Below are 25,547 nucleotides of genomic sequence, written 5' to 3' on the forward strand. Positions count from 1 at the left end.
GGGAGTTGCACCCCATGAGTATGTCTGAAGCGGACTACATCGCCCGCCTGCGAAAGGCAGCCATCACGCTCAAGGAGATGGAGGGCAAGCTGGGAGCCCTCGAGCGGTCGAAGACGGAGCCCATCGCCATCATCGGCATGGGCTGCCGCCTGCCGGGAGGCGCGTCGACTCCCGAGTCCTTCTGGAAGCTGCTCGAGAGCGGCGTGGATGCGGTCTCGTCCGCGCCGACGGACCGCTGGGGCAAGGACCCGTACGACCCGGGCGAGTCGGCCACGCCGGACCAGCAGTCGGCGCGCTGGGGCGCCTTCCTCAAGGAGCGGATGGACCAGTTCGATCCGCACTTCTTCGGCATCTCCCCTCGCGAGGCGATGAGCCTGGACCCGCAGCAGCGCATGCTGCTCGAGGTGACGTGGGAGGCGCTGGAGCGCGCGGGCCAGGTGCCCGAGCAGCTCATGGGCTCGAAGACGGGCGTGTTCCTCGGGGTGAACACCAACGACTACGAGCAGTACGTCCTCCCGAAGGACCCGACCTCGCTGGACGTGTATCACTTCACGGGCAACGGGCACTGCTTCCCGCCGGGACGCCTGTCGTATGTGCTGGGCTTGCAGGGCCCGAGCATCTCGGTGGACACGGCGTGCTCCTCGTCGCTGGTCGCGGTGCACCTGGCCTGCCAGAGCCTGCGCAACGGCGAGAGCACCATGGCCATCGCGGGCGGCGTGAGCCTCATGCTGCTGCCGTGGGTGACGCACCTGCTCGCCACGTCGCAGGCGCTGTCGGCGGACGGGCGGTGCAAGACGTTCGACGCACAGGCCAACGGCTACGTGCGCGGCGAGGGCTGCGGCATCGTCGTCCTCAAGCGCCTGTCGGACGCCCAGGCCGCCGGTGACAAGATTCTCGCCGTCGTCCGCGGCTCGGCGGTGAACCAGGACGGCCGCTCCACCGGCCTCACGGCGCCCAACGTGCTGGCGCAGAAGTCCTTGCTGAAGTCGGCGCTGGAGAATGCGCGCGTCTCGCCCTCGGACATCACCTACGTCGAGACGCATGGCACCGGCACCTCGCTCGGCGACCCCATCGAGGTCGAGGCCCTCACGGAAGTGATTGGCCAACCGCGCGAGGATGGTTCCCAGTGCGTGCTGGGAGCGGTGAAGACGAACGTGGGCCACCTGGAGCCGGCCGCGGGCGTCACCGGCCTCATCAAGGTGGTGATGTCACTCCAGAACCAGGCCATCCCGGGCAACCTGAACTTCAAACGGCTCAATCCGCGCATCAAGCTGGAGGGGACGCCCTTCGTCATCCCCACGCGCAAGCAGGAGTGGAAGAAGGGGAACAAGCGCCGCTTCGCGGGCGTGAGTGGCTTTGGCATGAGCGGCACCAACGCGCACCTGGTGCTCGAGGAGGCCCCGGACGCCGAGCCGCTCGCCCCCGAGCAGTCCACCTCCGAGCGGGTGCTCACGCTCTCCGCGCGCACGGGCCCCGCGGTGGATGCGCTGGCGCGTGAGTATGTGAAGTACCTCGGCGCCGAGGGTGAGGGGCAGCCCTGGAGCGAGCGCGATATCGCCTTCACCGCCGCGCAGCGCCGTTCGCACTACAAGCAGCGGCTCGCCATCGTGGGCCGGAGCAAGCAGGACTGGCGTCAGGCCCTGGAGGCCTATCTCAAGGGCGAGCGGCCGAGTGGCGTCGCGCGCTCCGAGGCCACCAGCGACAAGCACAAGGTCGTCTTCGTCTTCCCGGGGCAGGGCTCGCAGTGGGAGGGCATGGGCCGCAAGCTTCTCCAGCAGGAGCCCGCCTTCCGCACCGCCATCGAGGAGTGCGACGCCGCCATCCGCCAGGAGATGGGCTGGTCTCTCCTCGAGGAGCTCCAGGCCAGTGGGGAGCAGTCGAAGCTCAACCGCATCGACATCATTCAACCCGCCCTCTTCGCCATGAGCGTCGGCCTCGCCGCTCTCTGGAAGCACTGGGGCGTTCAGCCGGATGCCGTCGTCGGCCACAGCATGGGTGAGATTGCCGCCGCCTACGTCGCGGGTGCTCTCTCCCTCCAGGACGCGGTGAAGATCATCTGCCGCCGCAGCCACCTCATGCGCCGCTTGAGTGGCAAGGGCGCCATGGCCCTGGTTGAGCTGTCCTTGGACCAGGCCCGCCAGGAAGTTCAGGGCTACGAACAGAAGCTCTCCGTGGCCGTGAGCAACGGCCCTCGCGCCACGGTGCTCTCCGGTGAGCCCCAGGCCCTCGAAGAAGTCCTCAAGAAGCTCGAGCAGCGCGGAGTCTTCTGCCGTCGCATCAAGGTGGACGTCGCCTCCCACAGCCCCCAGATGGACGAGCTGCGCGGCGAGTTGCTCGAGGCGCTCTCCAGCGTGAAGGGCTCGGCGCCTCGCATCACCATGCAGTCCACCGTGATTGGCCGCGCGGTGAAGGAAGGCGAGCTCAACGCCAACTACTGGGTGAGCAACCTGCGCGAGCCCGTCCTCTTCGCCCAGGGCGTGGGCCAGCTGCTCGAGTCGGGCCATGAGGTCTTCCTCGAGATGAGCCCGCACCCCATCCTCCTGCCCTCCGTCGAGGAGGCGCTCAAGGACGCGGGTGACAAGGGACTCGCGGTGGCCTCGCTGCGCCGCGACCAGGACGACCGCCGCGTGATGCTCGAGTCCGTGGCCGCGCTTCACGCCCACGGTGTCTCCGTGGACTTCAAGCAGATCAACGGCGCCCAGGGACAGCTCGTGCCCCTGCCCACGTACCCGTGGCAGCGCGAGCGCTACTGGCTCGAGGAGTCCGCGCAGGCGCAGACCGTGGCACAGCAGGCGAGGAGCACCACGCCGCGCACGGGGACGGTGGTGCACCCGCTGCTCGGGACCGCGGTGCCGCTCTCGGTCGAGGGAGGCCCTCGCTTCTGGGAGCAGACGCTGAGCGGGGAGACGACGCCCTACCTGATCGACCACCAGGTGCAGGGCGAGGTGGTGGTGCCGGCGGCGGCGTACTCGGAGCTGGGGTTGGCGGCGGCGGCGGCGACGCACGGGGAGAAGCCGTACGTGCTCGAGGACGTGAGCTTCCAGCGCATGCTCTCGCTGTCTGCCTCCAACGCCTACAACGTGCAGGTGGCGCTCACCGACAAGGGCGAGGGCCGCATGGGCTTCCAGGTGTCCAGCCTCCAGAACGTGGGGTGGATCCGCCACGCGGCGGGCACCGTGTACGCGAACGAGGAGCTCAAACCCGGCGAGCGCGTGACGCACGAGGCGCCGAAGCAGATCATCGAGCGCTGCCCGAAAACCATCGCCACGCAGGAGAACTACGAGCTGCTGCGCAACCAGGGGCTCGAGTACGGCCCGTACTTCCAGGGCGTGAAGGAGCTGTGGCAGGGAGCGGGCGAGGTGCTCGGCCGGGTGGTGCACCTGGAGGGCCCCGAGGCGCCGCTGGCGGGCTACCGGCTGCATCCGGCGCTGTTGGACTCGTGCTTCCAGGTGCTCGGGGTGCTGCTCTTCGCGCCCGAGGGCTCGGAGACGGGCGAGCCCGAGACATACGTCGCGGTGGGCATGGAGAAGGTGCACTTCTACCGGCCGCTCGAGCGCGAGGTGTGGGCACACGGCCGGCTGCGGCAGCGCGAGGGGAAGGGCAAGGAGAGCCGCATCGGCGACGTGGTGATGATGAACGAGGCGGGCGAGGTGCTCGCCGAGGTGAAGGGCCTGCGGGTGCAGCGGCTGGAGGGCGGAGGCCGCGCGGCGAAGCCGGTGGGCGAGGAGTGGCTGTACGCGCAGGACTGGAAGCGGCACGAGGGCACACTGTCCGAGGAGGGGCCCTCGGGAGAGGGCGCGTGGCTGGTGTTGGCGGACTCGGGCGGAACGGGCGATGCGCTGGCGGAGCTGCTCGAGGCTCGCGGACAGCGCGCGGTGACGGTGGTGGCCAGCGATGGCTACGAGAAGCTCGGAGCCGGACGCTTCCGGGTGAACGCGGCCTCGCCCGAGGACTACCGGCGGGTGCTCAAGGACGCCTTCGGCGAGGCGGGCTGCCGAGGCGTGGTGCACCTGTGGAGCCTGGACGCGGGCGGGACGGAGGACCTGGACAAGGCCGTGCGCACGGGCAGCCAGAGCGCGCTGTACCTGGCGCAGTCGCTGGTGCGGCAGGGCTGGCGCGACACGCCCCGGTTGTGGCTGGCGACTCGGGGCGCTCACGCGGTGAAGCAGGGTGACGGAGTGGCCCTGGCGCAGGCGCCGCTGTGGGGCTTCGGCCGGGCGCTCGCGCTCGAGCATCCCGAGCTCCAGACCGTCCTGGTGGACACGCTGGGCGACACCGCGCAGGCCCAGGCCCTGGCGCTCCTGCGAGAGCTGGGCGCGGCGGACGGCGAGACGCAGGTGGCGTGGCGCGGCGAGGCCCGGTACGCGGCTCGGCTCTCGCGCGGCACGTACGAGGCGCTCGGCGCGGAGCCGCTCGCGCTGAAGGCGGATGCCACCTACCTGCTCACCGGCGGCCTGGGAGGACTGGGCCTCACGGTGGCGAAGTGGATGGTGGAGAAGGGCGCTCGCAACCTCGTCCTCATGGGCCGCAGTGAGCCCACGGAGGCGGCGCGCCAGGTGCTCCAGGAGTTGGAGAAGGCCGGCGCCCGCGTGGTGGTGGAGCGCGCGGACGTCTCCCAGCGCGAGTCCCTGCAAGCAGCGCTCGCTCGGGTGGAGAAGGAGCTGCCCCCGCTCAAGGGCGTGCTGCACGCGGCGGTGGTGCTCGAGGACCGCACCGTGCTGGAGATGGACGGCGAGCGCTTCGGCAAGCCGATGGCTCCCAAGGTCCAGGGCGCGTGGAACCTGCACACGCTCACGGCGGGCAAGGAGCTGGACTTCTTCATCATGTACTCGTCGGCGGCGTCGCTGCTGGGCTCGCCGGGCCAGAGCAACTACGCGGCGGCCAACGCCTTCATGGACGCGCTGGCGTACCACCGGCGGAGCGAGGGCCTCCCGGGCCTGAGCATCAACTGGGGCGCCTTCTCGGACGTGGGTCAGGCGGCGGCGCAGGCCAACCGTGGCGAGCGTCTGTCCCTCCGCGGCATCAGCGGCCTCAAGCCGGCGCAGGGCACGGCGGTGCTGGGACGGCTGCTGTCGAGCCGCGCGGCGCAGGTGGGCGTGATGCAGCTCGACGCCCGGCAGTGGCTGGAGTTCTACCCGAGCGCCAGCTCGCCGCTGTGGACGCAGCTGCTCGCCGAGCCCACGCAGGCGAAGGCCGAGGAGCCCGGAGCGGCGAAGATCCGCGAGGAGCTGCGCAAGACGGAGCCGGGCCGTCGCCTGTCGGTGCTCGAGGAGCACCTGGCCGGACACATGGCCCGGGTGCTGCGGCTGGAGGCGTCGAAGATCGACCGGATGGAGGCCTTCACCAACATGGGCCTGGACTCGCTGATGAGCCTGGAGCTGCGCAACAAGCTCGAGTCCAGCCTGGGGTTGAAGCTGTCCGCGACGCTGCTGTTCACCTATCCCAACCTGGCGGCGCTCGCCGAGTACCTGCTCGGGAAGATCGCCGCCTCGGAGGAGGCGTCCACCTCCACCGCCACGCAGACGGAGCAGCGGGCGGCCACACCGGCCCCCACGTCCACCCCGAGGCAGCTGGCGCCCGAGCCGCGCCAGGAGTTGCCCGCGGACCTCGAGCAGCTCGGCAAGGACGAGCTGCTGAGCCTGTTCGATGAATCGCTCAACGAGTCGCTGAAGCGCACCAGGATGATGAGGACATCGCGATGAGCCAGTCTGAAGCCGAATACCTTTCGCGTCTGCGCAGTGCGGTCGTCGCCATGCGCGAGATGCAGCACGAGCTGGATGCCGTGCAGTACGCCCGCACGGAGCCCATCGCCATCATCGGCATGGGGTGCCGCTTCCCGGGAGGCGCGTCGACGCCGGAGTCCTTCTGGAAGCTGCTGGACAAGGGGGTGGACACCATCACCGAGGTCCCCGCGGACCGCTGGGGAGATGATCCGTTCCACTACCTGGACCCCTCGCACCCGGAGCAGCGGGCCACGCGCTGGGGCGCCTTCCTCAAGGAGCGGATGGACCTGTTCGATCCGCAGTTCTTCGGCATCTCCCCGCGCGAGGCGGTGAACCTGGACCCGCAGCAGCGCATGGTGCTCGAGGTGACGTGGGAGGCGCTGGAGCGCGCGGGCCTCTCTCCGGAGCTGCTGTCGGGGACGCGGACGGGCGTGTTCCTCGGCATCAACACCAACGACTACGAGCAGTACGGCCTGTTCACGGACCCGAAGAAGCTGGACATCTACACGGCCTCGGGGAACGGACACTGCTTCCCTCCGGGACGCCTGTCGTACTCGCTGGGCCTCCAGGGCCCGAGCATGGCGGTGGACACGGCGTGCTCCTCGTCGCTGGTGGCGGTGCACCTGGCCTGCCAGAGCCTGCGCAACGGCGAGAGCTCCGTGGCCATCGCGGGCGGAGTGAACGCCATGGTGCTGCCGTGGCTCACGTACATCTTCGCCCGCTCGCAGGCGCTGTCGCCGGACGGGCGGTGCAAGACCTTCGACGCGCAGGCCAACGGCTACGTGCGCGGCGAGGGCTGCGGAATGATCATCCTCAAGCGCCTGTCGGACGCGCGAGCCGCGGGTGACCGGGTGCTCGCCGTCATCCGGGGCTCGGCGGTGAACCAGGATGGCCGCTCCACCGGCCTCACGGCGCCCAACGCGCTCGCCCAGCAGGCCATGCTGCGCCAGGCGCTCGAGAGCGCGAACCTGTCCGCCGCGGACATCTCGTACGTGGAGACGCACGGCACCGGCACGGCCCTGGGAGACCCCATCGAGGTGCAGGCCATCTCCGACGTGCTCGGCCCGCCGCGCGAGGATGGCTCGCCGTGCGTGCTGGGCGCGTTGAAGTCGAACGTGGGCCACCTCGAGGCGGCCGCCGGCATCGCCGGCCTCATCAAGGTCGTGCTGTCCATGCAGCACGAGGCCATCCCCACCAACCTGCACTTCAAGCGGCTCAACCCGCGCATCCAGTTGGAGGGGACGTCGCTCAAGCTGGCCACCCGGAAGCTGGAGTGGAAGAAGGGGGGCAAGCGGCGCTACGCGGGCGTGAACTCCTTCGGCATCAGCGGCACCAACGCGCACGTGATTCTGGAGGAGGCCCCGAACGCCGAGCCGCTCGCCCCCGAGCAGTCTCCCATCGAGCGGGTGCTCACGCTGTCGGCTCGCAGCGCTCCGTCCCTGGATGGGCTGGCGCGCGAGTACGTGAAGTACCTCGGCGCCGACGGTGAGGGGCAGCCCTGGAGCGAGCGGGACATCGCATTCTCCGCCGCCCTGCGCCGCTCGCATTACAAGCAGCGCCTGTCCATCGTCGGCCGCACGCGGGAGGAGTGGCGCCAGTCGCTCGAGGCCTACCTCGCGGGCGAGCGGCCGAGCAGCATCGCGCGCTCCGAGGTCGTCAGCGACAAGCACAAGGTCGTCTTCGTCTTCCCGGGGCAGGGCTCGCAGTGGGAGGGCATGGGCCGCAAGCTGTTGCAGCAGGAGCCCGTCTTCCGCTCCGCCATCGAGGAGTGCGACGCCGCCATTCGCCAGGAGATGGGCTGGTCCCTGCTCGAGGAGCTCCAGGCCTCCGGTGAGCAGTCCAAGCTCAACCGCATCGACATCATCCAGCCCGCTCTCTTCGCCATGAGCGTCGGCCTCGCCACCCTCTGGAAGCACTGGGGCGTCCAGCCGGATGCAGTCGTCGGCCACAGCATGGGTGAGATCGCCGCCGCCTACGTCGCGGGCGCTCTCTCCCTCCAGGACGCGGTGAAGATCATCTGCCGCCGCAGCCACCTCATGCGCCGTCTGAGCGGCAAGGGCGCCATGGCCCTGGTTGAGCTGTCCTTGGACCAGGCCCGCCAGGAGCTCCAGGGCTTCGAGCAGAAGCTCTCCGTGGCCGTCAGCAACGGGCCTCGCGCCACGGTCATCTCCGGCGAGCCCCAGGCGCTCGAGAAGGTGCTCGAGAAGCTGGAGAAGCGAGGGGTCTTCTGCCGCCGCATCAAGGTGGACGTCGCCTCCCACAGCCCCCAGATGGACGAGCTGCGGAGCGAGCTCCTCCAGGCGCTCTCCAGCGTGAAGGGCTCGGCGCCTCGCGTCACCATGCAGTCCACGGTGATCGGCCGCGCGGTGAAGGAAGGCGAGCTCAACGCCAACTACTGGGTGAGCAACCTGCGCGAGCCCGTCCTCTTTGCCCAGGGCGTGGACCAGTTGCTCAAGTCGGGCCACGAGGTGTTCCTCGAGATGAGCCCGCACCCCATCCTCCTGCCCTCGGTGGAAGAGGCGCTCAAGGAGGCCGGTGACAAGGGACTCGCGGTGGCATCGCTGCGCCGCGACCAGGATGACCGCCACGTGCTGCTCGAGTCCGTGGCCGCACTGCACTCGCACGGCGTCTCCGTGAACCTCAAGCAGGTGAACGGCGAGCAGGGCCAGGTCGTCCCGCTGCCCACGTACCAGTGGCAGCGCGAGCGCTACTGGGTGGACGCGGGGATGCAGGTGGCGCCGCTGGCGAGAGGACAGTCGCTGAAGCCGGGCGAGGTGCTGCACCCGCTGATGGGTCGCTCCTTCTCGCTGTCGATCATGCCTGGGACGCGCTGCTGGGAGCAGACGCTGAGCGTGGAGGCGGTGCCGTACCTGTCGGACCACCGGGTGCAGGGCGAGGTGGTGGTGCCGGGCGCGGCGTACGTGGAGATGGGGCTGTCGGCGGCGGCGGCGGTGTTCGGGCAGAAGCCGTACGCGCTGGAGGGAGCGAGCTTCGAGCGAATGCTGGCCCTGCCGGCGAAGAAGGCGCGCACGGTGCAGGTGACGCTCACCGAGCAGCAGGGCGGAGAGGCGACGTTCCAGGTGAGCAGCCAGGCCGAGGCGGGTACGGGGTGGGTGCGCCACGCGACGGGCAAGCTGAGGCAACTGGGTGGCGCGAAGGAAGCGGCGCGAGGCGAGGAGCCCCGGAAGATCCGCGAGCGGTGCACGGTGAGCATGCAGGGCTCGGCGTACTACCCGCTGGTGGAGAAGCAGCACATCCAGTACGGCCCCGGCTTCCAGGGAGTGCAGGAGCTGTGGCAGGGGACGAACGAGGTGCTGGGCCGGGTGCGGCTGCCGGACGCGGCGGCGACCCAACTCGCGGCCTATCAACTGCACCCGGCGCTATTGGACGCCAGCTTCCAGGTGCTGGGCGCGCTGCTCTTCGCGCCGGGAGGCAAGCTGTCCGAGGGAGGAGAGCCCTATGTGCCGGTGGGGGTGGAGTCGGTGCGAGTGCACCGCCGCCCGGAGCGGGAGGTGTGGGCACACGGCCGGCTGCGTCCGGTGGAGAAGGAGGCGAAGGAGTACCACTGGGACATCGCGCTGCTGGACGAGACGGGAGGAGTCTTCGCCGAGGTGAAGGGCCTGCGGGTGCAGAAGCTGGAGGGCGGGGTAGGCGCGCGTCCGGTGGGCGAGGAGTGGCTGTACGCGCTGGAGTGGAAGAAGCACGAGGGCGCGCTGCCGGAGCACGGGCCCGAGGGCGGCGAGGGCGCGTGGCTGGTGCTGCTCGACGGGGCGAAGACGGGCAATGCGCTGGCGGCGCAGCTCGAGGCGAGGGGCCAGCGCTGCGTGAAGGTGGTGGCGGCCGAGCGCTACGAGAAGTTGGAGCCGGGGCTCTTCCGGGTGGATGCGTCGTCGCCGGAGGACTACCGGCGGGTGCTGGAGGAGGCCTTCGGTGAGACGGGCTGCCGGGGCGTGGTGCACCTGTGGAGCCTGGACGCGAGCGCGCAGGACGTAGAGCGGGCGCGGCGGACGAGCACCCTGAGCGCGCTGTACCTGGCGCAGGCGGTGGTGAAGAAGGGCTGGCGTGAGACGCCTCGGCTGTGGCTGGTGACGCGAGGCGCCCACGCGGTGAATGCAGGCGAGGACGTGTCCGTGGCACAGGCGCCGCTGTGGGGCTTCGGCCGGGCGCTGGCACTCGAGCACCCGGAGTTGCGCACCACGCTCGTGGACGTGGTGGGCGAGGAAGCCCAGACGCGAGCCCGTGCGCTGTTCGCCGAGCTGGGAGCGGCGGACGGAGAGACGCAGGTGGCGTGGCGCGAGAAGGCCCGGTACGTGGCCCGGCTGGTGCGCGGCACGTACGAGTCGCTCGGCGGCGAGCCGGTGCAGTTCAAGTCCGACGCCACCTACCTGCTCACCGGCGGCCTGGGAGGACTGGGCCTCACGGTGGCGAAGTGGATGGTGGAGAAGGGCGCTCGCAACCTCGTCCTCATGGGCCGCAGAGAGCCCACGGAGGCGGCGCGCCAGGTGCTCCAGGGGCTGGAGAAGGCCGGGGCGCTCGTGGTGGTGGAGCGCGCGGACGTCTCCCAGCGCGAGCAGGTGGAGGCGGTACTCAAGCGGATGGAGAAGGTCCTGCCCCCGCTCAAGGGCGTGCTGCACGCGGCGGTGGTGCTCGAGGACCGCACCGTGCTGGAGATGGATGGCGAGCGCTTCGACAAGCCGATGGGCGCGAAGGTGCGGGGCGCGTGGAACCTGCACACGCTCACGGCGGACAAGGCGCTGGACTTCTTCGTCATGTACTCGTCGGGCGCGTCGCTGCTGGGCTCGCCGGGACAGACGAACTACGCGGCGGCGAACGCCTTCCTGGACGCACTGGCGCAGCACCGGCGGAGCCAGGGCCTGACGGGCCTGAGCATCAACTGGGGTGCGTTCTCGGACGTGGGCCAGGCGGCGGCGCAGAGCAACCGCGGCGAGCGCCTGCTGCACCGGGGCGTGGGGAGCATCAAACCGGCGCAGGGCACGGCGGTGCTGGAGCGGCTGCTGTCGGGCCGGGCCGCGCAGGTGGCGGTGATGAGCTTCGACGCTCGGCAGTGGCTGGAGTCCTACCCGGGAGCCAGCTCCCCGCTGTGGGCGGAGCTGCTCGCCGAGTCGGGCGCGGCCGGGGCCGAGGAAGCCGGCGCGGTGAACATCCGCGAGGAGCTGCGCAAGGCCGAGCCGGGCCAGCGTGGGGCCTTGCTGGAGGAGCACCTGAAGAAGCAGCTGGCGCGGGCGCTGCGGTTGGAGCCCTCGCGGCTGGACCGTCACGAGCCCTTCATCAACATGGGAATGGACTCGCTGGTGAGCCTGGAGCTGCGCAACCGGCTGGAGGCCTCGCTGGGGCTGAAGCTGTCGGCGACGCTGCTCTTCACGTACCCGGAGCTCGCCTCGCTGTCCGAGTACCTGCTCGGCCAGCCGGCGCTCACGGGAGAGGCGGAGGGAGGAGCGGAGGCGCAGCCGCGAGGCGGGGACGCGGTGGAGAACCAGCGGTCGTGGTTCGCCCTCACGAAGAAATGGCCGAAGGAGACGCTCCGGCTGTTCTGCATTCCGGGAGCGGGAGCGAGCGCGTCGTTCTTCCGGGCATGGGGGCCGCACGTGCCGGAGGGGCTGGGGCTCTACCCTGTGGAGATGCCGGCGCACGGCATGCGAATCGCGGAGCCGCACCTGGAGCGGATGGAGGTGCTCATCCCGGCAATGGCGAGGGCCCTCGAGCCGTACCTGGGCGAGCGGTTCGCGCTGTTCGGCCACAGCATGGGGTCGCTGTACGCGTTCGAGCTGACGAGGCACCTGCGCAAGAAGGGCCTGGTGCCGGAGCATCTCTTCGTGTCGTCGTTCAAGCCGCCGCACCTGCCGATGCCGGCGTCGATCGCGCTGCGGCTCTCGGACAAGGAGTTCCTGGAGATGTCGCGCCAGCGGGGCTTCATCACGGAGGAGTTCGGGCGCGAGCACGACGCGGAGCTGATGAAGACGTACCTGCCCACGCTGCGAAAGGACTTCGCGTTGATGGAGTCGTACAGCTACGTGGAGGAGGAGCCGCTGGACATTCCGCTGACGGTCTTCGGGAGCAGACAGGACCGGCTCATCGCGTCGACGCAGCTGGACACGTGGGGTGAGCACACGCGAGGGAGACTGTCGACGTACCTCTTCGACGGAGACCACTTCTTCGCACGCGAGGCGGGCGAGACATTGCTGGCGCACATCACGGAGAAGCTGAAGCTGGGCTGAGACATGCACGAGGCCGGGGAGGGAGGGTGAAGCACAGCCCCCCGCCCCGGCCTTGGGTCATCCGCGATGCGACCCACCGACCGAGCCGAGACCCGAATCACCCCAAGTGGGATTTGGATGAGGCCGGTCGTCATCGCGGCCCTGGCGCACAGGGGGCCGGGGCTGGTGCTTCTGGCACTATGACAAGGAGTGACGTCCGGGAACCCATGGCCCCCAGAGCGAAGAAACCCACGACCCAGAAAGACAAACCCCAGGTGCGCGGTCCGTTCATCGCGGAGCGGACCCTGACGGACATCGAGCGCGACGGTTCGTCTGTACGCATCCGGATCCGCAAGCCCAGGAAGGACCCGGCAACGGGCGACTACTCCTGCTCGTTCTCCATCGAGGGTCTCGGCGCTCAACGAGTCCACGATGCGTGGGGAATGGACTCCATGCAGGCACTCCAGAACGCCTTCCAGGCGATCCGCATCGAGCTCGCCCCCCACGCCCACCGGCTCAGGTGGGCGGGAGGACAAGACGGCTGGCTGGGATTCCCCAAGGTGATTCCCGACATCTTCGGCCCGAGCTTCACGCAGCGCCTGGAAGGGCTGGTGGAGCGCGAGACCCATCGATTCGCGCGCAGGTTGGAATCCGCCAGCCGCCGCACTCGGAGGAGATGAAGCGGCGCGCGCTCACTTCTCCAGGTGATCGATCATGGGCTGGAGCGGCGGCTCGGGGTTCCGGTCCCACATCTTGGTGGCCCAGCTGCGCTGATCCAGCAACCCCTGGTTGATGTTGCCCGTCAGCTCATTGACCTTGGCCGGGGTCTCCCCCGAGTAGTTGTTGCGCAGGGGCAGCCCGTGCTCCTGGCGGATCAGGTTCTCGTTGGGCGCCCACCCGTCACGGTTGGGGGTGTGCGGGGTGGGCTTCATGCCGACCGTCTCGAACTCCTCCTGCATGTGCGCGCGGTGGCCGATGACCTGCCCGACGATGGGAGGATTGTTCTGGATGAGGGGATCGTTCCTGCGCGGGCTGACCTCCAGCGGGCTGACGGCGACACCGTTGGCGTTGCGCCAGGCGTGGACCGACTCGTGGCCCAGGCTGTTGAAGCGGGCCCCCGGGTTCTGCTCGTTGAACCGCTCGTCGTACTTGAGGGTGCTGGGCAGCCCGGCACCGGGGGTGCCGTCGTAGCGGTACGCCTTCTGGATGCCGGCGTAGGTGCCGTCGTACCGCGGGGCGTTGGCGTTCGGGATGCTCGCGTTGCGGCCCGAGTAGACGTCCGCCACCGTCAGGGGCTTGTTCTGCGTGCCGACCAGGCCGGGGTTGACGGCCTGGGTGCGGCCGTTGAGCTCCGTCATCAGCCGGTTGCCGTTGGGCTGGCTCATCAGCGCGCCCGTGGAGTGGCGCACGTCGCTCGTGAAGTCGGCGAACTGGTGTCCCGCCTGCCCGCTGTCCCGGCGGGTGCGGATGCCCTGCAGGTCCGGGTGCACGACGCCGTAGTCGGTCGGCTTCAGGTTGTTCTTCCCGGCCTGGAGCTGCTCCGGCGTGGGCACCGAGGGGCGGGGGGGCAGGTTCCGGGTCTGCACGGGCGACGTCGGCGCGCTCCGGGACGGCAGCGAGGGAGCATCATTCGTCCTGAGCGACGGCAGCGACGGGGAGCGGAACGGGCGGATCTTCATGGGGGTCTCCTTCGAAGTCAGCGGTAGGGGGTCAGCGGATGCCCACCTACAGAGCATCGAACGTGCCAACCCTCCCGAGCCCTCGGCTCCGGCCAATTCCCCCTGCCTCCGGGCACTTGCATGAGCCATTGGCCGGGCCCTGCCTCCTTCGAGGGATGACTGCGCTCACCAGGTGGTGACGACAGTCACCACGCCCGCCGAGGGCGCGGTGGAATCAGGGGGCCGAAACAGCGAGGCCTCCCCGTCGGCCGCGTCGCGGCTCGTCGAGGAGGCTGTTCTCTCGCAGCACGTCACCCGGTCTCGCGGCGGGCCCCAGGCCTGGAGCCTGTCAGGCCGCCGCGACTTGGACCCGGGCCCGGCTCATGACGTGGTCCACGGCCGTGAGGTGCCAGGCCACCTGATCAATTCGGGCCAGGTTCTGGGGCTCGGCGCCCAGGGCGGCGGCAACCTCCTGCACGGGCAGTCCGGAGGCGCGGGCCTCGTCCAGGAGGATCTTCTCCACCCGCTCGCGGCTCGGGGTCACCCGGTCCCGCTTGCAGATGGCGCCCAGGGCCAGGGCGATGCGCAGCCGCAGCTCCACCTCGGCCCGCGTCGCCGTGTCTCCCAGCCACGCGCGGAGCGACTCGTCCCGGCGAGCATCATCGAAGCCCAGCTCGCTCATGGCCCGGCCCTCGCTGGCGCTCCAGCGGCGGCGGATCTCCTCATCGATGAGCTCGGCGGGGACCGTCACCCGGGTGCGCGCGGCCACCGTGGCCAGCACCTGCCGCTGGACCTGGCACAGCAGCAACTGCGTGGCCTCGGCCTCCATCTGCCGGAGGACGGCCCGCGTGGCCTCCGCGAGCGTGCCGCCATAGCCGAAGGCCCGGAGGAAGGCGGGGTTGTTCAGCTCGGGGTAGGTCACCTCGCGCGCACCCTTTATCTGGAGGGAGAAGCGCGCGAGCTTCCCCCGCAGGGACTCGACGGGGTAGTCGCCGGGCAGGGTGAGCTCCACGTTGAGGCTGTCCCGGGGCGTGCGGCCCACGAGCGACTCGTAGAGCCCGGGCAGCAGGGGCTCGGGCTCCAGGCGGATCCACTCGCCGGTGCTCAGGCTGAAGGGGATGAGCTTGCCGTGGCTGTAGCCCACGATGTCGAGCAGCACCTCGTCTCCCCAGGCCAGCTTCTCGCTGGGGTAGCGGTAGCGCTCGGTGGCCAGGGGGCGAGCCAGTTCCAGGAAGCGTGCCTGGACCTGCTCCGGGGTGAAGGCCTCCGGGGGGTTGATGGTGACGGAGAGGCCCTCCAGCGAGGGCGCCTCCACCTGGGGAAGGGACATCCACACCGAGGCATCGTCTTGCGCGTACGACGCCGAGAGTTGGGGAATCTCGATGGAGCTCATGGTTCGCACCTGGGGAATACGGGGGAGGAACTACCAGCCCTTGAAGAAGTCCTTGATGCCTTCGCCGACCTTCTTGGCGGTGTCCTTGATGCCTTCGCCGACCTTCTTGGCGGTGTCCTTGATGCCCTCGCCGACGGCCTTGGCGCCATCCTTGATGGCACCTCCGAAGTTCTTGACCACCTCGCCGGCGATGGAGGCGCCCGTCGAGATGGCGCCGCCCACCTGGGAGACGATGGGGATGTTGGTCGCGGCGAGCGCCGAGCCACCGGCGACGATGCCCGAGGTGATCTTGTCGCCGAGGCTCGCGTTGGGGTCCTTGATGGTGCTGACGGCGTTGGCGATGTCGAGGCCCGCCATGGCGATGTTGGCGCCCGGGACGAAGCGGGAGAGCGCCTTGCCGCCCGTCTTGAGCAGGCCCTTGGCGATGTCATCGCCCTTGCCCGCCAGGATGGAGGGCTTGATCTCCGGGACGGACGGCTTCACGGAGGGCTTGGAGTCCGGAACGGAGGGCTTCGCGGAGGAAGGCTTGGACTCCGGAGCGGAGGGCTTCGCGGAGGAAGGCTTGGACTCCGGGAGCGAGGGCTTCTTGAACGCATCGCGCAGGCTGGCCAGGTCGCTCATGCCGCCGGCCAGGTCGCCCACGCCGCCAGCAACCTGGGCGAACTGAGCCATCGGGTCGACGGCGCCACCGTACTGAGCCATCGGGTCGACGGCGCCGCCGTACTGACCCAACTGGTCGGCGCTGTACGCGCCCGCCTCGAGGTTGCCCGCGGCCAGGGGGCCCTGGGTGTGAGCGATGCCCTGGAGGACATCGACCTGTTGCAGAGCCGTGCCGTTGTTGATGGCGCCGGCAACCGTGTTGGCGATGCCCTGGGGCATCTGGGCCGCGGCGCCCGCGAGAGCCCCGACGGCCTCATTCTTCAGGGCGGAGAACTGCGGACGCGAAACGAGGCTCGCCGCGAGCTCGAGGCCCGCCTGAGCGGAAGCCAGGGCGTTACCGGCCACCTCGAGGGCGTTGCCGATGGCGGCCTGCTTCCCCAGGCTCTTGAGGGGCTTCTCGGCGACGCCTCCGAGCAGGGCGGGACCCACGGACAGCTTGCCTACCGGGTCGAACGCCGCGATGTCTTGCGAGTGCAGCTGCAGCCGCTTCTGGCTGAGCTCCCCTCCACTGGCGAGCTCGGGCGCCAGGGGCAGGGTGGGCTTCTTGGCGACGGCGTCCGAAGCCACCGTCTGGGCCAGGGGGAGTTGAAGGCGGTTACCGGAGATAGGGGCAGTCATGGGGGCCTCGAAGAGAAGGAATCGGACACGACCCAGAGCAGGTGGCGTGCCAACCCATCCCGAGCGAGAGGAACACCCGGGTTTCCCTCGGGAGACCCCTGATGGAAGGAATGGGCCGCCCCCGTTCCACCTGGTGACTGCCGTTCGGAACTGGTGACAGGTGTCATCACCTCCCGGGCCGCGGATGGCGCTTCCGATGAAGAGCCGGGCCGGTAGACTCGGAGGGACGAGGCGGCCGCGCTCCAGCGCCGCGAAGGGAAGAGACATGGACCGGCTGCGAGAGGCACTCGAGGCATGGCGCCGGGAGTTGGGCGAGGAGCACGTGCTCGCCGACGAGGAGACACTCGCCCGGGCGCGCACGGCGACCTTCGCCACCACCCAGGGAGTGGGAGCGGTGGTGCGTCCCGGAAATACAGAGGAGGTACGCGCCTGCCTGCGCATCGCGCACGAGACGCGAGTCCCCGTCACCCCGGTGAGCGGGGGGCGCAACCAGGGCTATGGCTCGCGAGTGCCGGCGCGCAGCGGTGTGCTGCTGGACCTGGGGCGGATGAACCGGGTGCTCGAGTTCGACGAGGAGCTGGCGTACCTCACGGTGGAGCCGGGCGTGTCGTTCGAGCAGGCGCATGCCTTCCTGGAGGAGAGGGGCTCGCGGCTGCAGCTGGCCACCATTGGAGGGCCGCCGCAGGCGAGCCTGATCGGCAACGCGCTCGAGCGGGGGGACGGAACGGGGCCGCACGGGGACATCTTCCAGTACGTGTGTGGACTGGAGGTGGTGCTGCCCACGGGCGAGTGCCTGCGCACGGGGCCCGGGCGCTATCCCCAGGCGCAGGCGGCGTCCGTGCTGCGCTGGAGCGTGGGCCCTGGGCTGGATGGGCTCTTCAGCCAATCGAACCTGGGAGTGGTGACGCGGATGACCTTCTGGCTGGCGCCGCGAGCGGCCTGTCTGCGGAGGGTGTCGGGGGTGCTCGAGGACCCTTCCCAGCTGGGCCCGGTGGTGGAGCGGCTGCGGCAGCTGCGGCTGGAGGGGACCCTGCGCGAGGCCTTCTCGCTGTGGAACGACTACAAGGTGATGTCCGTGCTGGGCCAGTACCCGTGGGAGGAGACGCGAGGGCTCACGCCGCTGCCGGAGTCGCACCGAGCGAAGCTGCGCGCCAGGCTGGGCATCGCGCCCTGGCACCTGGGCTTCGTGCTCGAGGCCCCGAGCGAGGCGCAGGCCCAGGCGGCGCAGGAGCGGGTGCAGCACGTGCTAGAGGGGACGTTGTCCGGGCTCTCCTGTGTACGGGAGGACGAGATGGAGCCGGGGGCGCTGCGGCAGGTGCCCTCGGCGCGCAACCTGCGGATGATGTACTGGCGCAAGCGCTCGCCCCCGCCGGAGATGCCGGAGCCGGAGCAGGATGGATGCGGCTTCATCTGGCTGTCGTGCGCCGTGCCGATGACGGGCCGCCACGTGGAGACGGCACTGGCGATCGCCGAGCCCCTGCCGCTCCGGTTCGGCTTCGAGCCCAACCTGTGCGTGCTGGGCGTGTCGGCGCGGTGTGCCTACCTGGTGGTGGCGATCATCTATGACCGGGAGGTGGAAGGGGAGGATGCTCGCGCGCTGGAGTGCCACCACGCGTTGCAACAGGCCCTGGGAGGAGCGGGCTACTACCCGGCGCGGCTGGGCATCCAGTCGCCGGTGCTCCCCTTCGAGCCGGAGGATGACTCGCCGAGGGTGTTGAGGACGCTCAAGGCCGCGCTGGATCCGCACGGCATCCTCGCCCCCGGGCGCTACCTGCCGTGAGACCCTGCGCCTGATGACAGCAGTCACCAGTGGTGACTGGGCTCACCTGGGGAGCCGGTGACGGCGGTCACCATCCGGGCCTTCGCGAGGCCTCCCCCTGCTCGTAAACCCGCGCAATTCCTCTCAGGACCGGGGCGCACCCGCCCTGGCATGGGCGCTGCAGTGATGCCTTCACGTCAAGGCACTCACCCCCTCTCGGCAGCACGCCCCGTCCTCTCAGGAGATATGTCCATGCGCATCGGCAAAGGCTTCAAGATCCCCAAGCTCGACCTCCCCGACACCAAGGGTCCGAAGGGGCCCGGCAAGACGCCGGACACCAAGCCCACGTTCTCGCCGCGCCCGGACATCAACGGCAATCTCCCCGGCGGCAAGAAGCCCGACAGCGGTCCCACGTTCTCGCCGCGCCCGGACATCAACGGCAACCTCCCCGGCAAGAAGCCCGGCGGGCCCACGTTCTCGCCCCGTCCGGACATCAACGGCAACCTCCCTGGCCAGAAGCCCGGCGGGCCCACGTTCTCGCCCCGCCCGGACATCAACGGCAACCTCCCCGGCAAGAAGCCGGACTTCAACCTCGACGGGTTCAAGCCGGGTGGGCTGAACAAGCTCAAGCCGGACGGCCTCGGCGGTCTCGGCAACCCCTTCAGCGGCTTCAGCAACCCCCTCAGCGGTCTCGGCAACGGCCTCAGCGGAATTGGCAACGTGCTGGGCAATGGTCTCTCGGCCGTGGGTAACGTCGTCGGCGGAGCGGCGAGCGGCGTGGCCGGACTCGCCGGCGCGGGTCTCGAGGCGGCCTCCATGCTGCCTGGCGCCCTGGGAATGATGGGCCCGGGCCCGCAGATGGACCCGTACGCGGCGGCTGGCGGCATGGATCCGTACGCGGCCGGCGGCATGGACCCGTACGCGGCCGGCGGCATGGACCCGTACGCGGCCGGCGGCATGGACCCGTACGCGGCCGGCGGCATGGATCCGTACGCGGCCGGTGGCATGCCTCCGGAGCTCGCTGGCGGCATGGACCCGTATGCGACTGGCGGCCTGCCCCCGGAGCTCGCCGGTGGCCCGCAGATGATGGACCCGTACGCGGCGGGCGCCCAGCCTCAGCTCGCCGTTGCCCCGCAGAGCATGAGCCTGTCCCCGGCGATGCAGTCCGTGATGGAGCCGATGATCCAGCCTCAGCAGCCGAACCTGGGGGACATCTTCAAGTCGGTGGCCACCGCCATCAACGCCGCGACCGAGGCCCTCGAGACCGTGAAGGGGCTGGTGGACTCGGACGCCAAGACCCCGGCGAAGCAGGGCGAGCCCCTGACGAAGCAGTTCAGGATCGGGCTCGCGGGCGCCGAGCCGGCGATGGCGAAGGCCACCGAGCGGCTGGCCGCGCAGGAGCCCACCGCCGAGGTCTGAGCCCCTGAGCTGGACACGGGGGCCCTGGGCAGTGCCGCGCCAGGCCCCCGGCATCGAGCAACAACCACCGAACGGGAGGTGTACCCATGAGCATCAGATTCCGGCCCCGAGTGAACGTCCCGCAGCCGACGAGCATCCGGGAGAGGTCCTCCCCGGGCGGCGCGAATTCCAACCCCCTCCACAACCCGAGCGGCCCTGCCACCCCTCGGACGCCGAGGAGCACGGACGCCTTCGACAGCGCGGCTCGCCAGCGCGCGCAGCGCCCGGAGCTGAAGGGAACGCTGGCGGAGATGCGAGTCCCCGTGGAGCAGGCCATGGGTCCGGCCCTGTCCTCCGGCAAGCACAGCACCACGGCGGCGCAGGTGCTCGACCTGAACAATCCCCTCAACCACCCGGACGCACCGGGGTTCCAGAAGGCCTTCACGGCGCTCGGCATGAGCGAGGCGAAGACCCAGGAGGTCTGGGGCGACATCCTCCACGGCGTGAAGCGCCAGGAGGAAATCCGGACCCACGTGAAGGAGAGCCGGACCACGCCCTGGACGCCGGACAAGGTGAAGCCGGACACCACCAACCCGCACTACCAGAAGGTCGCCCAGGAGATGGGGCCGTACCTGCGCATCGAGCAGGGCCAGGGGCCGCTGGCGCTCTGGTCGGGCGGCTACGACGTGAGCAAGTACGCGCAGCTCAAGGGGTACACCACGCTGGAGAGCACCCCGGCGGGCCGAGCGCTCTCGGGGATGGAGATCTACAAGGACCCCAAGGCCGTCACGCCGATGTGGAACTACCTCTCCGAGGAGTTCGTGAAGCAGAACCCGGAGGGACCGGCGCACGCCTTCATGCGCACGCATGATCCGTCGAGCGTGCTCTATCGCCGGGAGCTGCAGACGCTCGAGAAGTATTCGCCCAACCGGCCCACGGTCTTCCATCCGCTGGCGGGAGACAAGCTGGAGGATCTCCAGGCGATCCGGCCGGACAAGACGCTGGGCGCGGACTCGGCGTATACGAGCGAGGCGCAGGCGCGCAAGACGCTCAAGGACCACCTCTCCGAGACGCAGAGCGAGAGCTTCTCGGCCCACTCCATGAAGATTCTCTGAGCCTCAGGAGCGCGGGAGGGTGAAGCGGAAGGTGGTGCCGAGACCCGGCGCGCTCTCCACCCAGATGCGGCCGCCGTGACGCTCGACGATGTGGCGGCAGATGTAGAGCCCGAGCCCCAGCCCGCCAAAACCCGAGACGGGAGCATTGCGAGCCCGGAAGAAGCGCTCGAAGAGGTGAGCCTGCTGGTCGCTCGGGATGCCGATTCCGCGGTCCGAGACGGAGACGAGGGCCTCGGCCTCGTTCCGGGAGAGCGAGAGGCGGATCGGCCCTTTCATGGGGCTGTACTTGCACGCGTTCTCCAGCAGGTTCACCAGCACCTGTGCGAGCCGGCCGCGGTCTCCCAGGACGACGAGCTCCTCCGCACATTCCTCGTACTCCAGCGGGTGATGGAGACAGGCCGAGCGGAAGCCGGCGAGAGCTTCACGGACGAGCTCGCGCAGCGGCAGGGGCTCGAGCTCCAGCTCCAGTCGCCCCGCCTCGATCTGCGAGGAGTCCAGCATGTCTGAAATCAATCCCGAGAGCCGCTCCACCTGGGCGAGCGCCTTCTGCGTGCACTGGGGCGGGAGGGACTGCCCGGAGACACACCGCTGCTGGAGCCACTGCAGGTGGAGCTTGAGGGGAGTGAGGGGCGTCTTCAGCTCGTGCGAGGCGACGGAGAGGAAGTCATCCCGGATGCGGATGGCCTCGTGGGCCTCGTGCAGGAGCCGCTCGCGCTCCGCCTGGGCGCGGCGCTCGGCCGTCAACTCGACGACGACGGAGCCGACCCCGACGACCTTTCCGCTCGCCGTTCGGACGGGGTAGTAGCTGACGCGCCAGTGGCGCAACTGGCCCGGGGTGGAGGGAGGCTCGATCGCCAGGTTGAGCCCGATGAGGGGCTCGCCGGTCTCCAGGACCCGACGCAGGAGGGGCTCGACGGAGTGCGCCACGTGGGGAGCCATCTCGCGGAGCGTCCGACCCACCTCCTGCTCCCGGGTCTTGCCGTGGAGCGAGGCGAGGGCGTCATTGATGCGGATGAAGCGCAGGTCGCGGTCGAGGAAGCCCATGCCGATGGGCGCGTTGTTCAGGAAGATGTCGAGCAGGGCGAAAGACTCCTCCAGTTGCTCACGAGCCTTCTGCTCGGCCAAGAACAACCGCTCCAGCTCCGCCTTGGCGAGACGCTCCTGAGTGATGTCCCGGTAGCACCAGACACGTCCGATGATGGAGTCTCCCAGCCGTTGGGGCCGAGTGGTGCGCTCGAGGACGCGCCCATCGTACAGCTCGATGATGTCGCTGCCCTCCATCCCCGGAGTCGCATACACCTCTTGGATTCGAGCGATGAAGCGCTCCGGGTCCTTGACCTTGGTGCTCGCGCTCGCGAGGAGCGTCCTGGGGTCCAGCCCCTCCTGTAGGACGTCATCGGAGAACCCCCAGAGGTGCTTGAACCGCTTGCTGAAGGTGGTGATGCGCCGGTTGGAGCCCACGACGAAGACACCATCGGCGATGGAATCGAACGTGGCGCGCAGCAGGGAGACGGTCTGCTCCAGCTTTTCGCGGGCCTGGCGCTCGGCGGTCACGTCGCGGTAGCACCAGATGCGGCCGATGATGGCATTGCCCAGACGTTGAGGCAGCGAGGTGCGCTCGAGGATGCGCCCGTCGCACAACTCGACGGTGTCGCGGTCCTCCAGGTCGGGAATCGCATACACCTCGCGGATCCGCGCGGCGAAGCGCTCCGGCTCCTTGACGAGGTGGAGCACGGCGGCGAGGGCCTTCTCGGCGCTCGGCCCGCCCACGAGGACGTCATCGGGGAGCTGCCAGAGCTGTTGGAAGCGCTTGTTGAAGGCGGTGATTTGCAGATTGCTGTCGACCACGACCACCCCATCGGTGATGGAATCGAACGTGGCGCGCAGCAGGGAGGCCGCCTGTTCCAGCTTCTCGCGGTCGAGGCGCTGCCCGGTGACATCCACCATGATGCCGCGCAGCTTCAGGGGCCGACCTTCCTCGGCGAGCACCGTGACGATGGTCCGCATCCACACGACCCGACCATCCGCGGCGAGCATGCGGTATTCGAACTCGTAGGGCCTGCGCTCGCGGGTGGCCTTCATGCAGTAGGCCTGGGCCCACTCGCGGTCCTCGGGATGGACGTGGTTGCACCAGAAGTCCGGCTCCTCTATCCACTGGCGGGGGGGATGGCCGAGCAGGCGCTCCGACTGTGCGTTGACGAAGGAGAAGCGGAAGTGCACATCGGCTTCCCAGACGATGCCGTCGATGGTGTTGATGAGCTCTTCATACTGCCGCTGGGTGCGGGTGAGCTCCTGCGCCAGGGCCTCGTGGTGTGCGGGCTCGGGCTTCACGGGTCCGCTCGCGCGCAGGCGGGCACAGGCACCCAGACACTGACCGTCGTCTCCGAAAACGGGAAGCACCAGGGCGCGCATCCGCTGGTGCTGCTCGCCGCCCTCGCAAACCGTCTCCGTTCCGGAGAGGGCGGTGCGGAGGGCCTTCGAGAGCCAGGGGAGGAGAAGGAGCACCGCCTCCAAGGCTTGCCCTTCGGGCGGAGCACCGTCCCCCCAGCCGGCGGCACCCGCCAGCGAGCTGTCCAGCCGGACGATCCGGCCCTGGAGGTCGACAATCACCGAGGCATGAAGGCTCTTGCCTACCTGGAGGAGCAACTCGGGGAAGGAATATCCGGAAGCCTCCAGGCTCACTTCACATCCATGCCCATCGGCTGTCGTCATGGGCTTCTCTGCTCCCCTTGCGACGAAGCACTTCTCCGCCACAACAAATCTTCAACACGTCGAGGGCGTTACAAAGTCAGCTCATTCCCTCCCTGTGCAGCCCGGCGGCCATGGAGCGGCTCTCCTTCGAGCCCCTACCACCCGCCCTGGTCCTGGAGCCCCTGCGGCCGGACTCTCTCGGCCCAGCACGCTTCAGCCGCGGTGCCGCTCGGCCACGCGGTAGAGGTAGGTAAGGGAGTAGTCCAGCGGCGACTGTCGCGAGCGCATGGAGTTGCGGGCCCGGACGAAGGGAAGCCAGACGCGATTGCCCACCAGAACCTGGGCCTCCTCGAGCTTCTTGCGCGGAATCCACCGGCCACCGAGGTTGCGCACCAGCACCTCCCCCAGGTACGCGCCGATGGCGGGCACCGCGTGCTCGTCGATGGCTTCCCGCAACCGGCTTGTCGGGAACTCCTCCCGCCAGAAGTAGAAGTCTGCGTCGGTGAGGGACTCGGGCGTTGCATCGAAGACGGAGGGCACCTCCGAGTGCAGCAGGGCTACGAGATGCTCGGCAAGGGTGCTGTAGTGCTCGCGAGCGCGCTCCACGTTCTCCACATCCGGGGGGAGGGCGGAGTCGGCAGGACGCCACTCCTCGGGCTCGGGCGGCTGCCACGCGTTGAATTCGGCAATCTTCCGCTGGCGCTCGTGGCTGGCGATTTCATCCACCACGCGAGAGAGGAGCGGCGCTACGTCCGGGTGGAAGCGGGGTTCCACGGGAGCGAGCATGGCACTGCGTTCGTGCAAGGTGCGCAGCACGGTGTCGAAGTCGAGGTCCGGCCGGAGGTGGATGTGGGCGCGGGCCTGCGCGAGCCGTGCCTCCTTGCTGGCGAAATCCGCCACGGTGGGCGACGTCACCAGCAGGACGCAGCCGTTGGGGAGTTCCTCCACGAGCCAGGCCGGCGTGGAGAGCATGCGCTCGCGACCAACTGCTTCCACCAGCTTCGGGCCGAAGACGTTGAGCCAGAAGACCTCGTAGATTTTGTCGAACCCGTCTCGAATAGAGGTCTGCTGATCACGGCTGAAGCGGGGAGAGTCCGCCAACTCCGCGTCATCACTGCTGTGGGCTTTGGCATACGTGACTGGATAGCGGATGGCCCAGGCGCGCACCATCTCAATGAACTGGCGACAACGCTCCTCTTCCGCGAAGAAGGACAACGGCTTCACCTCGATGGCGATGTCCAGTTTGGGATGCCGCGGTGGGAGCCAGAGCCAGAGCGCCATGTCCAACGCGGGCCACGTTGTCCGGTAGAGTCCGAAGGCCGTGCTGTCCCCATCGCGCCGCTCCTCCAGCGCCTTCCAGAGGGCGGCGCGGGCATATTTGCGTCGCCGCTTGCCCTTGATGACGTCCGGCATCCACCCGTCGGCGTACTCCTCGAGCGCTTGGAAGAAGGGCTCCAGCTCGCGCTCCAGATCTGCTTGCGGATCGACGGCACCCTTGAAGGTGAGCACAAGACTGTCCTCCGGCTTCAAGTCGTGCACGCTCAGCCACTTCATTGGAACGACACCTCCACTTCCGGAACCTTTTCCCGAGTTTCTTCCACGGCAGCATCCAACACGTCTACCTTCTTGGGCTTGAGGCCGCCCCCCTCGTAGATGAGGCGCACCCTCGAGACGCGCACCTCACTGCCTCCCGGGAAAAGGGACTGGAGGGAGTTTCGGCGGATGTCCAGCGTCTCGCCGTAATGTCTCAGGGCCTCGCTCGCGTCCTCAACGATTTGCGCCGTCAATGCATCTCTCTCCAGCCTCGAGAGGTCACGGCTCTTGAAGCTGAACGTCTCCACCCGCCGTGGCCGCCCGCCGAGTTCGCCCTCCTCGATGACGAGCACATCCGCGTAGCGCAGGCCGGGGCCCGGCTTCCTCACGCCCACCTGCGTTTCAACGCGAGGCCGGTCGAAGTCCCCGAGGAAGTGGCGCTCGGCCCGAGGCTTCTTCGCGTCCTCTCGGAGCAGCTTCACCATGTCGCGCTCGAAAGCCATCCCCCGGGCAAACCACCCGCGCATCCGCTCGTAGGGCTCCCACCTGAGGGGGCCCTCGGCGGCCTCGCCCTTCTTCACCTCGCCCAGGCGCCTCTCGTAGTAGTCGACGTACTCGAGCCAGCGCGGGTTGCCCCGGGCCTCGGGCGGCGGAGCGTCGAGGGAGGGGCGGTACTTCTCCAGCACGCCCACGTCCTTGGGCAGCCGCGGTCCCGGGTACTCGAGCTCCACCGCCGCGAGCTTTGCCTCCACCACCTCCAGCGTGTGGCCGACCTCCTCATCCA

General features: G+C 69.4%; 11 protein-coding genes and 1 pseudogene. 6 read left to right on the forward strand and 6 right to left on the reverse strand.

Annotated features, from left to right (window positions below):
- Positions 1–14 precede the first annotated feature (14 nt).
- From DAT35_RS49255 to DAT35_RS49265, 3 genes are all read left to right on the forward strand, one after another.
- Positions 15–5,702 carry a type I polyketide synthase gene (locus DAT35_RS49255; RefSeq protein ID WP_199243241.1) on the forward strand — a complete coding sequence of 1,896 codons (5,688 nt, stop codon included), beginning with the start codon at positions 15–17 and terminating at the stop codon, positions 5,700–5,702.
- Complete coding sequence (locus DAT35_RS49260; RefSeq protein ID WP_108076319.1) at positions 5,699–11,959, forward strand: type I polyketide synthase; 6,261 nt, start codon at positions 5,699–5,701, stop codon at positions 11,957–11,959. Before DAT35_RS49255 ends, DAT35_RS49260 begins: the two co-directional genes overlap by 4 nt.
- A gap of 206 nt (positions 11,960–12,165) precedes the next feature.
- Positions 12,166–12,618: a hypothetical protein gene (locus DAT35_RS49265; protein ID WP_108076320.1), complete on the forward strand. Its 453-nt coding sequence runs from the start codon at positions 12,166–12,168 to the stop codon at positions 12,616–12,618.
- 12 nt (positions 12,619–12,630) lie between these two features.
- Here the strand turns inward: DAT35_RS49265 and DAT35_RS49270 are convergent, their stop codons facing one another.
- The 3 genes from DAT35_RS49270 to DAT35_RS49280 all read right to left on the reverse strand — a co-directional run bounded on the left by DAT35_RS49270 (position 12,631) and on the right by DAT35_RS49280 (position 16,267).
- The gene (locus DAT35_RS49270) at positions 12,631–13,617 is read right to left on the reverse strand and encodes a M91 family zinc metallopeptidase (protein ID WP_108076321.1); all 987 of its coding nucleotides are present in this window, start codon (positions 13,615–13,617) and stop codon (positions 12,631–12,633) included.
- 328 nt (positions 13,618–13,945) lie between these two features.
- Positions 13,946–14,989, reverse strand: a complete 1,044-nt coding sequence (locus tag DAT35_RS49275) for a peptidylprolyl isomerase (protein ID WP_233262167.1) — start codon at positions 14,987–14,989, stop codon at positions 13,946–13,948.
- Positions 14,990–15,019: 30 nt separating this feature from the next.
- A complete protein-coding gene (locus DAT35_RS49280; RefSeq protein WP_108076322.1) occupies positions 15,020–16,267 on the reverse strand; it encodes a hypothetical protein in 1,248 nt (415 codons plus the stop codon).
- Positions 16,268–16,532: 265 nt separating this feature from the next.
- Between DAT35_RS49280 and DAT35_RS49285 the strand changes: the two genes are divergently transcribed.
- The 3 genes from DAT35_RS49285 (at position 16,533) to DAT35_RS49295 (ending at position 20,539) form a co-directional block, all read left to right on the forward strand.
- Positions 16,533–18,047, forward strand: a complete 1,515-nt coding sequence (locus DAT35_RS49285; protein ID WP_158502198.1) for an FAD-binding oxidoreductase — start codon at positions 16,533–16,535, stop codon at positions 18,045–18,047.
- Positions 18,048–18,278: 231 nt separating this feature from the next.
- Positions 18,279–19,445, forward strand: coding sequence for a hypothetical protein (locus tag DAT35_RS49290; RefSeq protein WP_199243242.1), 1,167 nt, complete (start codon positions 18,279–18,281; stop codon positions 19,443–19,445).
- An 86-nt stretch (positions 19,446–19,531) separates the two neighbouring features.
- Positions 19,532–20,539: a hypothetical protein gene (locus DAT35_RS49295; RefSeq protein WP_108076324.1), complete on the forward strand. Its 1,008-nt coding sequence runs from the start codon at positions 19,532–19,534 to the stop codon at positions 20,537–20,539.
- A 3-nt stretch (positions 20,540–20,542) separates the two neighbouring features.
- On the opposite strand, the gene DAT35_RS49300 is transcribed toward DAT35_RS49295, so the two are convergent.
- The 3 genes and pseudogenes from DAT35_RS49300 to DAT35_RS49310 form a co-directional block, all read right to left on the reverse strand.
- The gene (locus DAT35_RS49300) at positions 20,543–23,251 is read right to left on the reverse strand and encodes a PAS domain-containing protein (protein WP_158502199.1); all 2,709 of its coding nucleotides are present in this window, start codon (positions 23,249–23,251) and stop codon (positions 20,543–20,545) included.
- A 192-nt stretch (positions 23,252–23,443) separates the two neighbouring features.
- Positions 23,444–24,784: a hypothetical protein gene (locus tag DAT35_RS49305; protein ID WP_108076325.1), complete on the reverse strand. Its 1,341-nt coding sequence runs from the start codon at positions 24,782–24,784 to the stop codon at positions 23,444–23,446.
- Positions 24,781–25,547, reverse strand: a pseudogene (locus DAT35_RS49310) (hypothetical protein); the annotation flags it as partial. The pseudogene DAT35_RS49310 and the gene DAT35_RS49305, both read right to left, overlap by 4 nt.

Origin of the sequence: Vitiosangium sp. GDMCC 1.1324 (assembly GCF_003044305.1) — a bacterium.
Taxonomy (GTDB): domain Bacteria; phylum Myxococcota; class Myxococcia; order Myxococcales; family Myxococcaceae; genus Archangium.

What these genes read in the sequence shown, in the direction of transcription:
- DAT35_RS49255 (WP_199243241.1), top strand. Translation starts at nt 15, where the DNA reads ATGAGTATGTCTGAAGCGGACTACATCGCCCGCCTGCGAAAGGCAGCC.
- DAT35_RS49260 (WP_108076319.1), top strand. Translation starts at nt 5,699, where the DNA reads ATGAGCCAGTCTGAAGCCGAATACCTTTCGCGTCTGCGCAGTGCGGTC.
- DAT35_RS49265 (WP_108076320.1), top strand. Translation starts at nt 12,166, where the DNA reads ATGGCCCCCAGAGCGAAGAAACCCACGACCCAGAAAGACAAACCCCAG.
- DAT35_RS49270 (WP_108076321.1), bottom strand. Translation starts at nt 13,617, where the DNA reads ATGAAGATCCGCCCGTTCCGCTCCCCGTCGCTGCCGTCGCTCAGGACG.
- DAT35_RS49275 (WP_233262167.1), bottom strand. Translation starts at nt 14,989, where the DNA reads ATGAGCTCCATCGAGATTCCCCAACTCTCGGCGTCGTACGCGCAAGAC.
- DAT35_RS49280 (WP_108076322.1), bottom strand. Translation starts at nt 16,267, where the DNA reads ATGACTGCCCCTATCTCCGGTAACCGCCTTCAACTCCCCCTGGCCCAG.
- DAT35_RS49285 (WP_158502198.1), top strand. Translation starts at nt 16,533, where the DNA reads ATGGACCGGCTGCGAGAGGCACTCGAGGCATGGCGCCGGGAGTTGGGC.
- DAT35_RS49290 (WP_199243242.1), top strand. Translation starts at nt 18,279, where the DNA reads ATGCGCATCGGCAAAGGCTTCAAGATCCCCAAGCTCGACCTCCCCGAC.
- DAT35_RS49295 (WP_108076324.1), top strand. Translation starts at nt 19,532, where the DNA reads ATGAGCATCAGATTCCGGCCCCGAGTGAACGTCCCGCAGCCGACGAGC.
- DAT35_RS49300 (WP_158502199.1), bottom strand. Translation starts at nt 23,251, where the DNA reads ATGACGACAGCCGATGGGCATGGATGTGAAGTGAGCCTGGAGGCTTCC.
- DAT35_RS49305 (WP_108076325.1), bottom strand. Translation starts at nt 24,784, where the DNA reads ATGAAGTGGCTGAGCGTGCACGACTTGAAGCCGGAGGACAGTCTTGTG.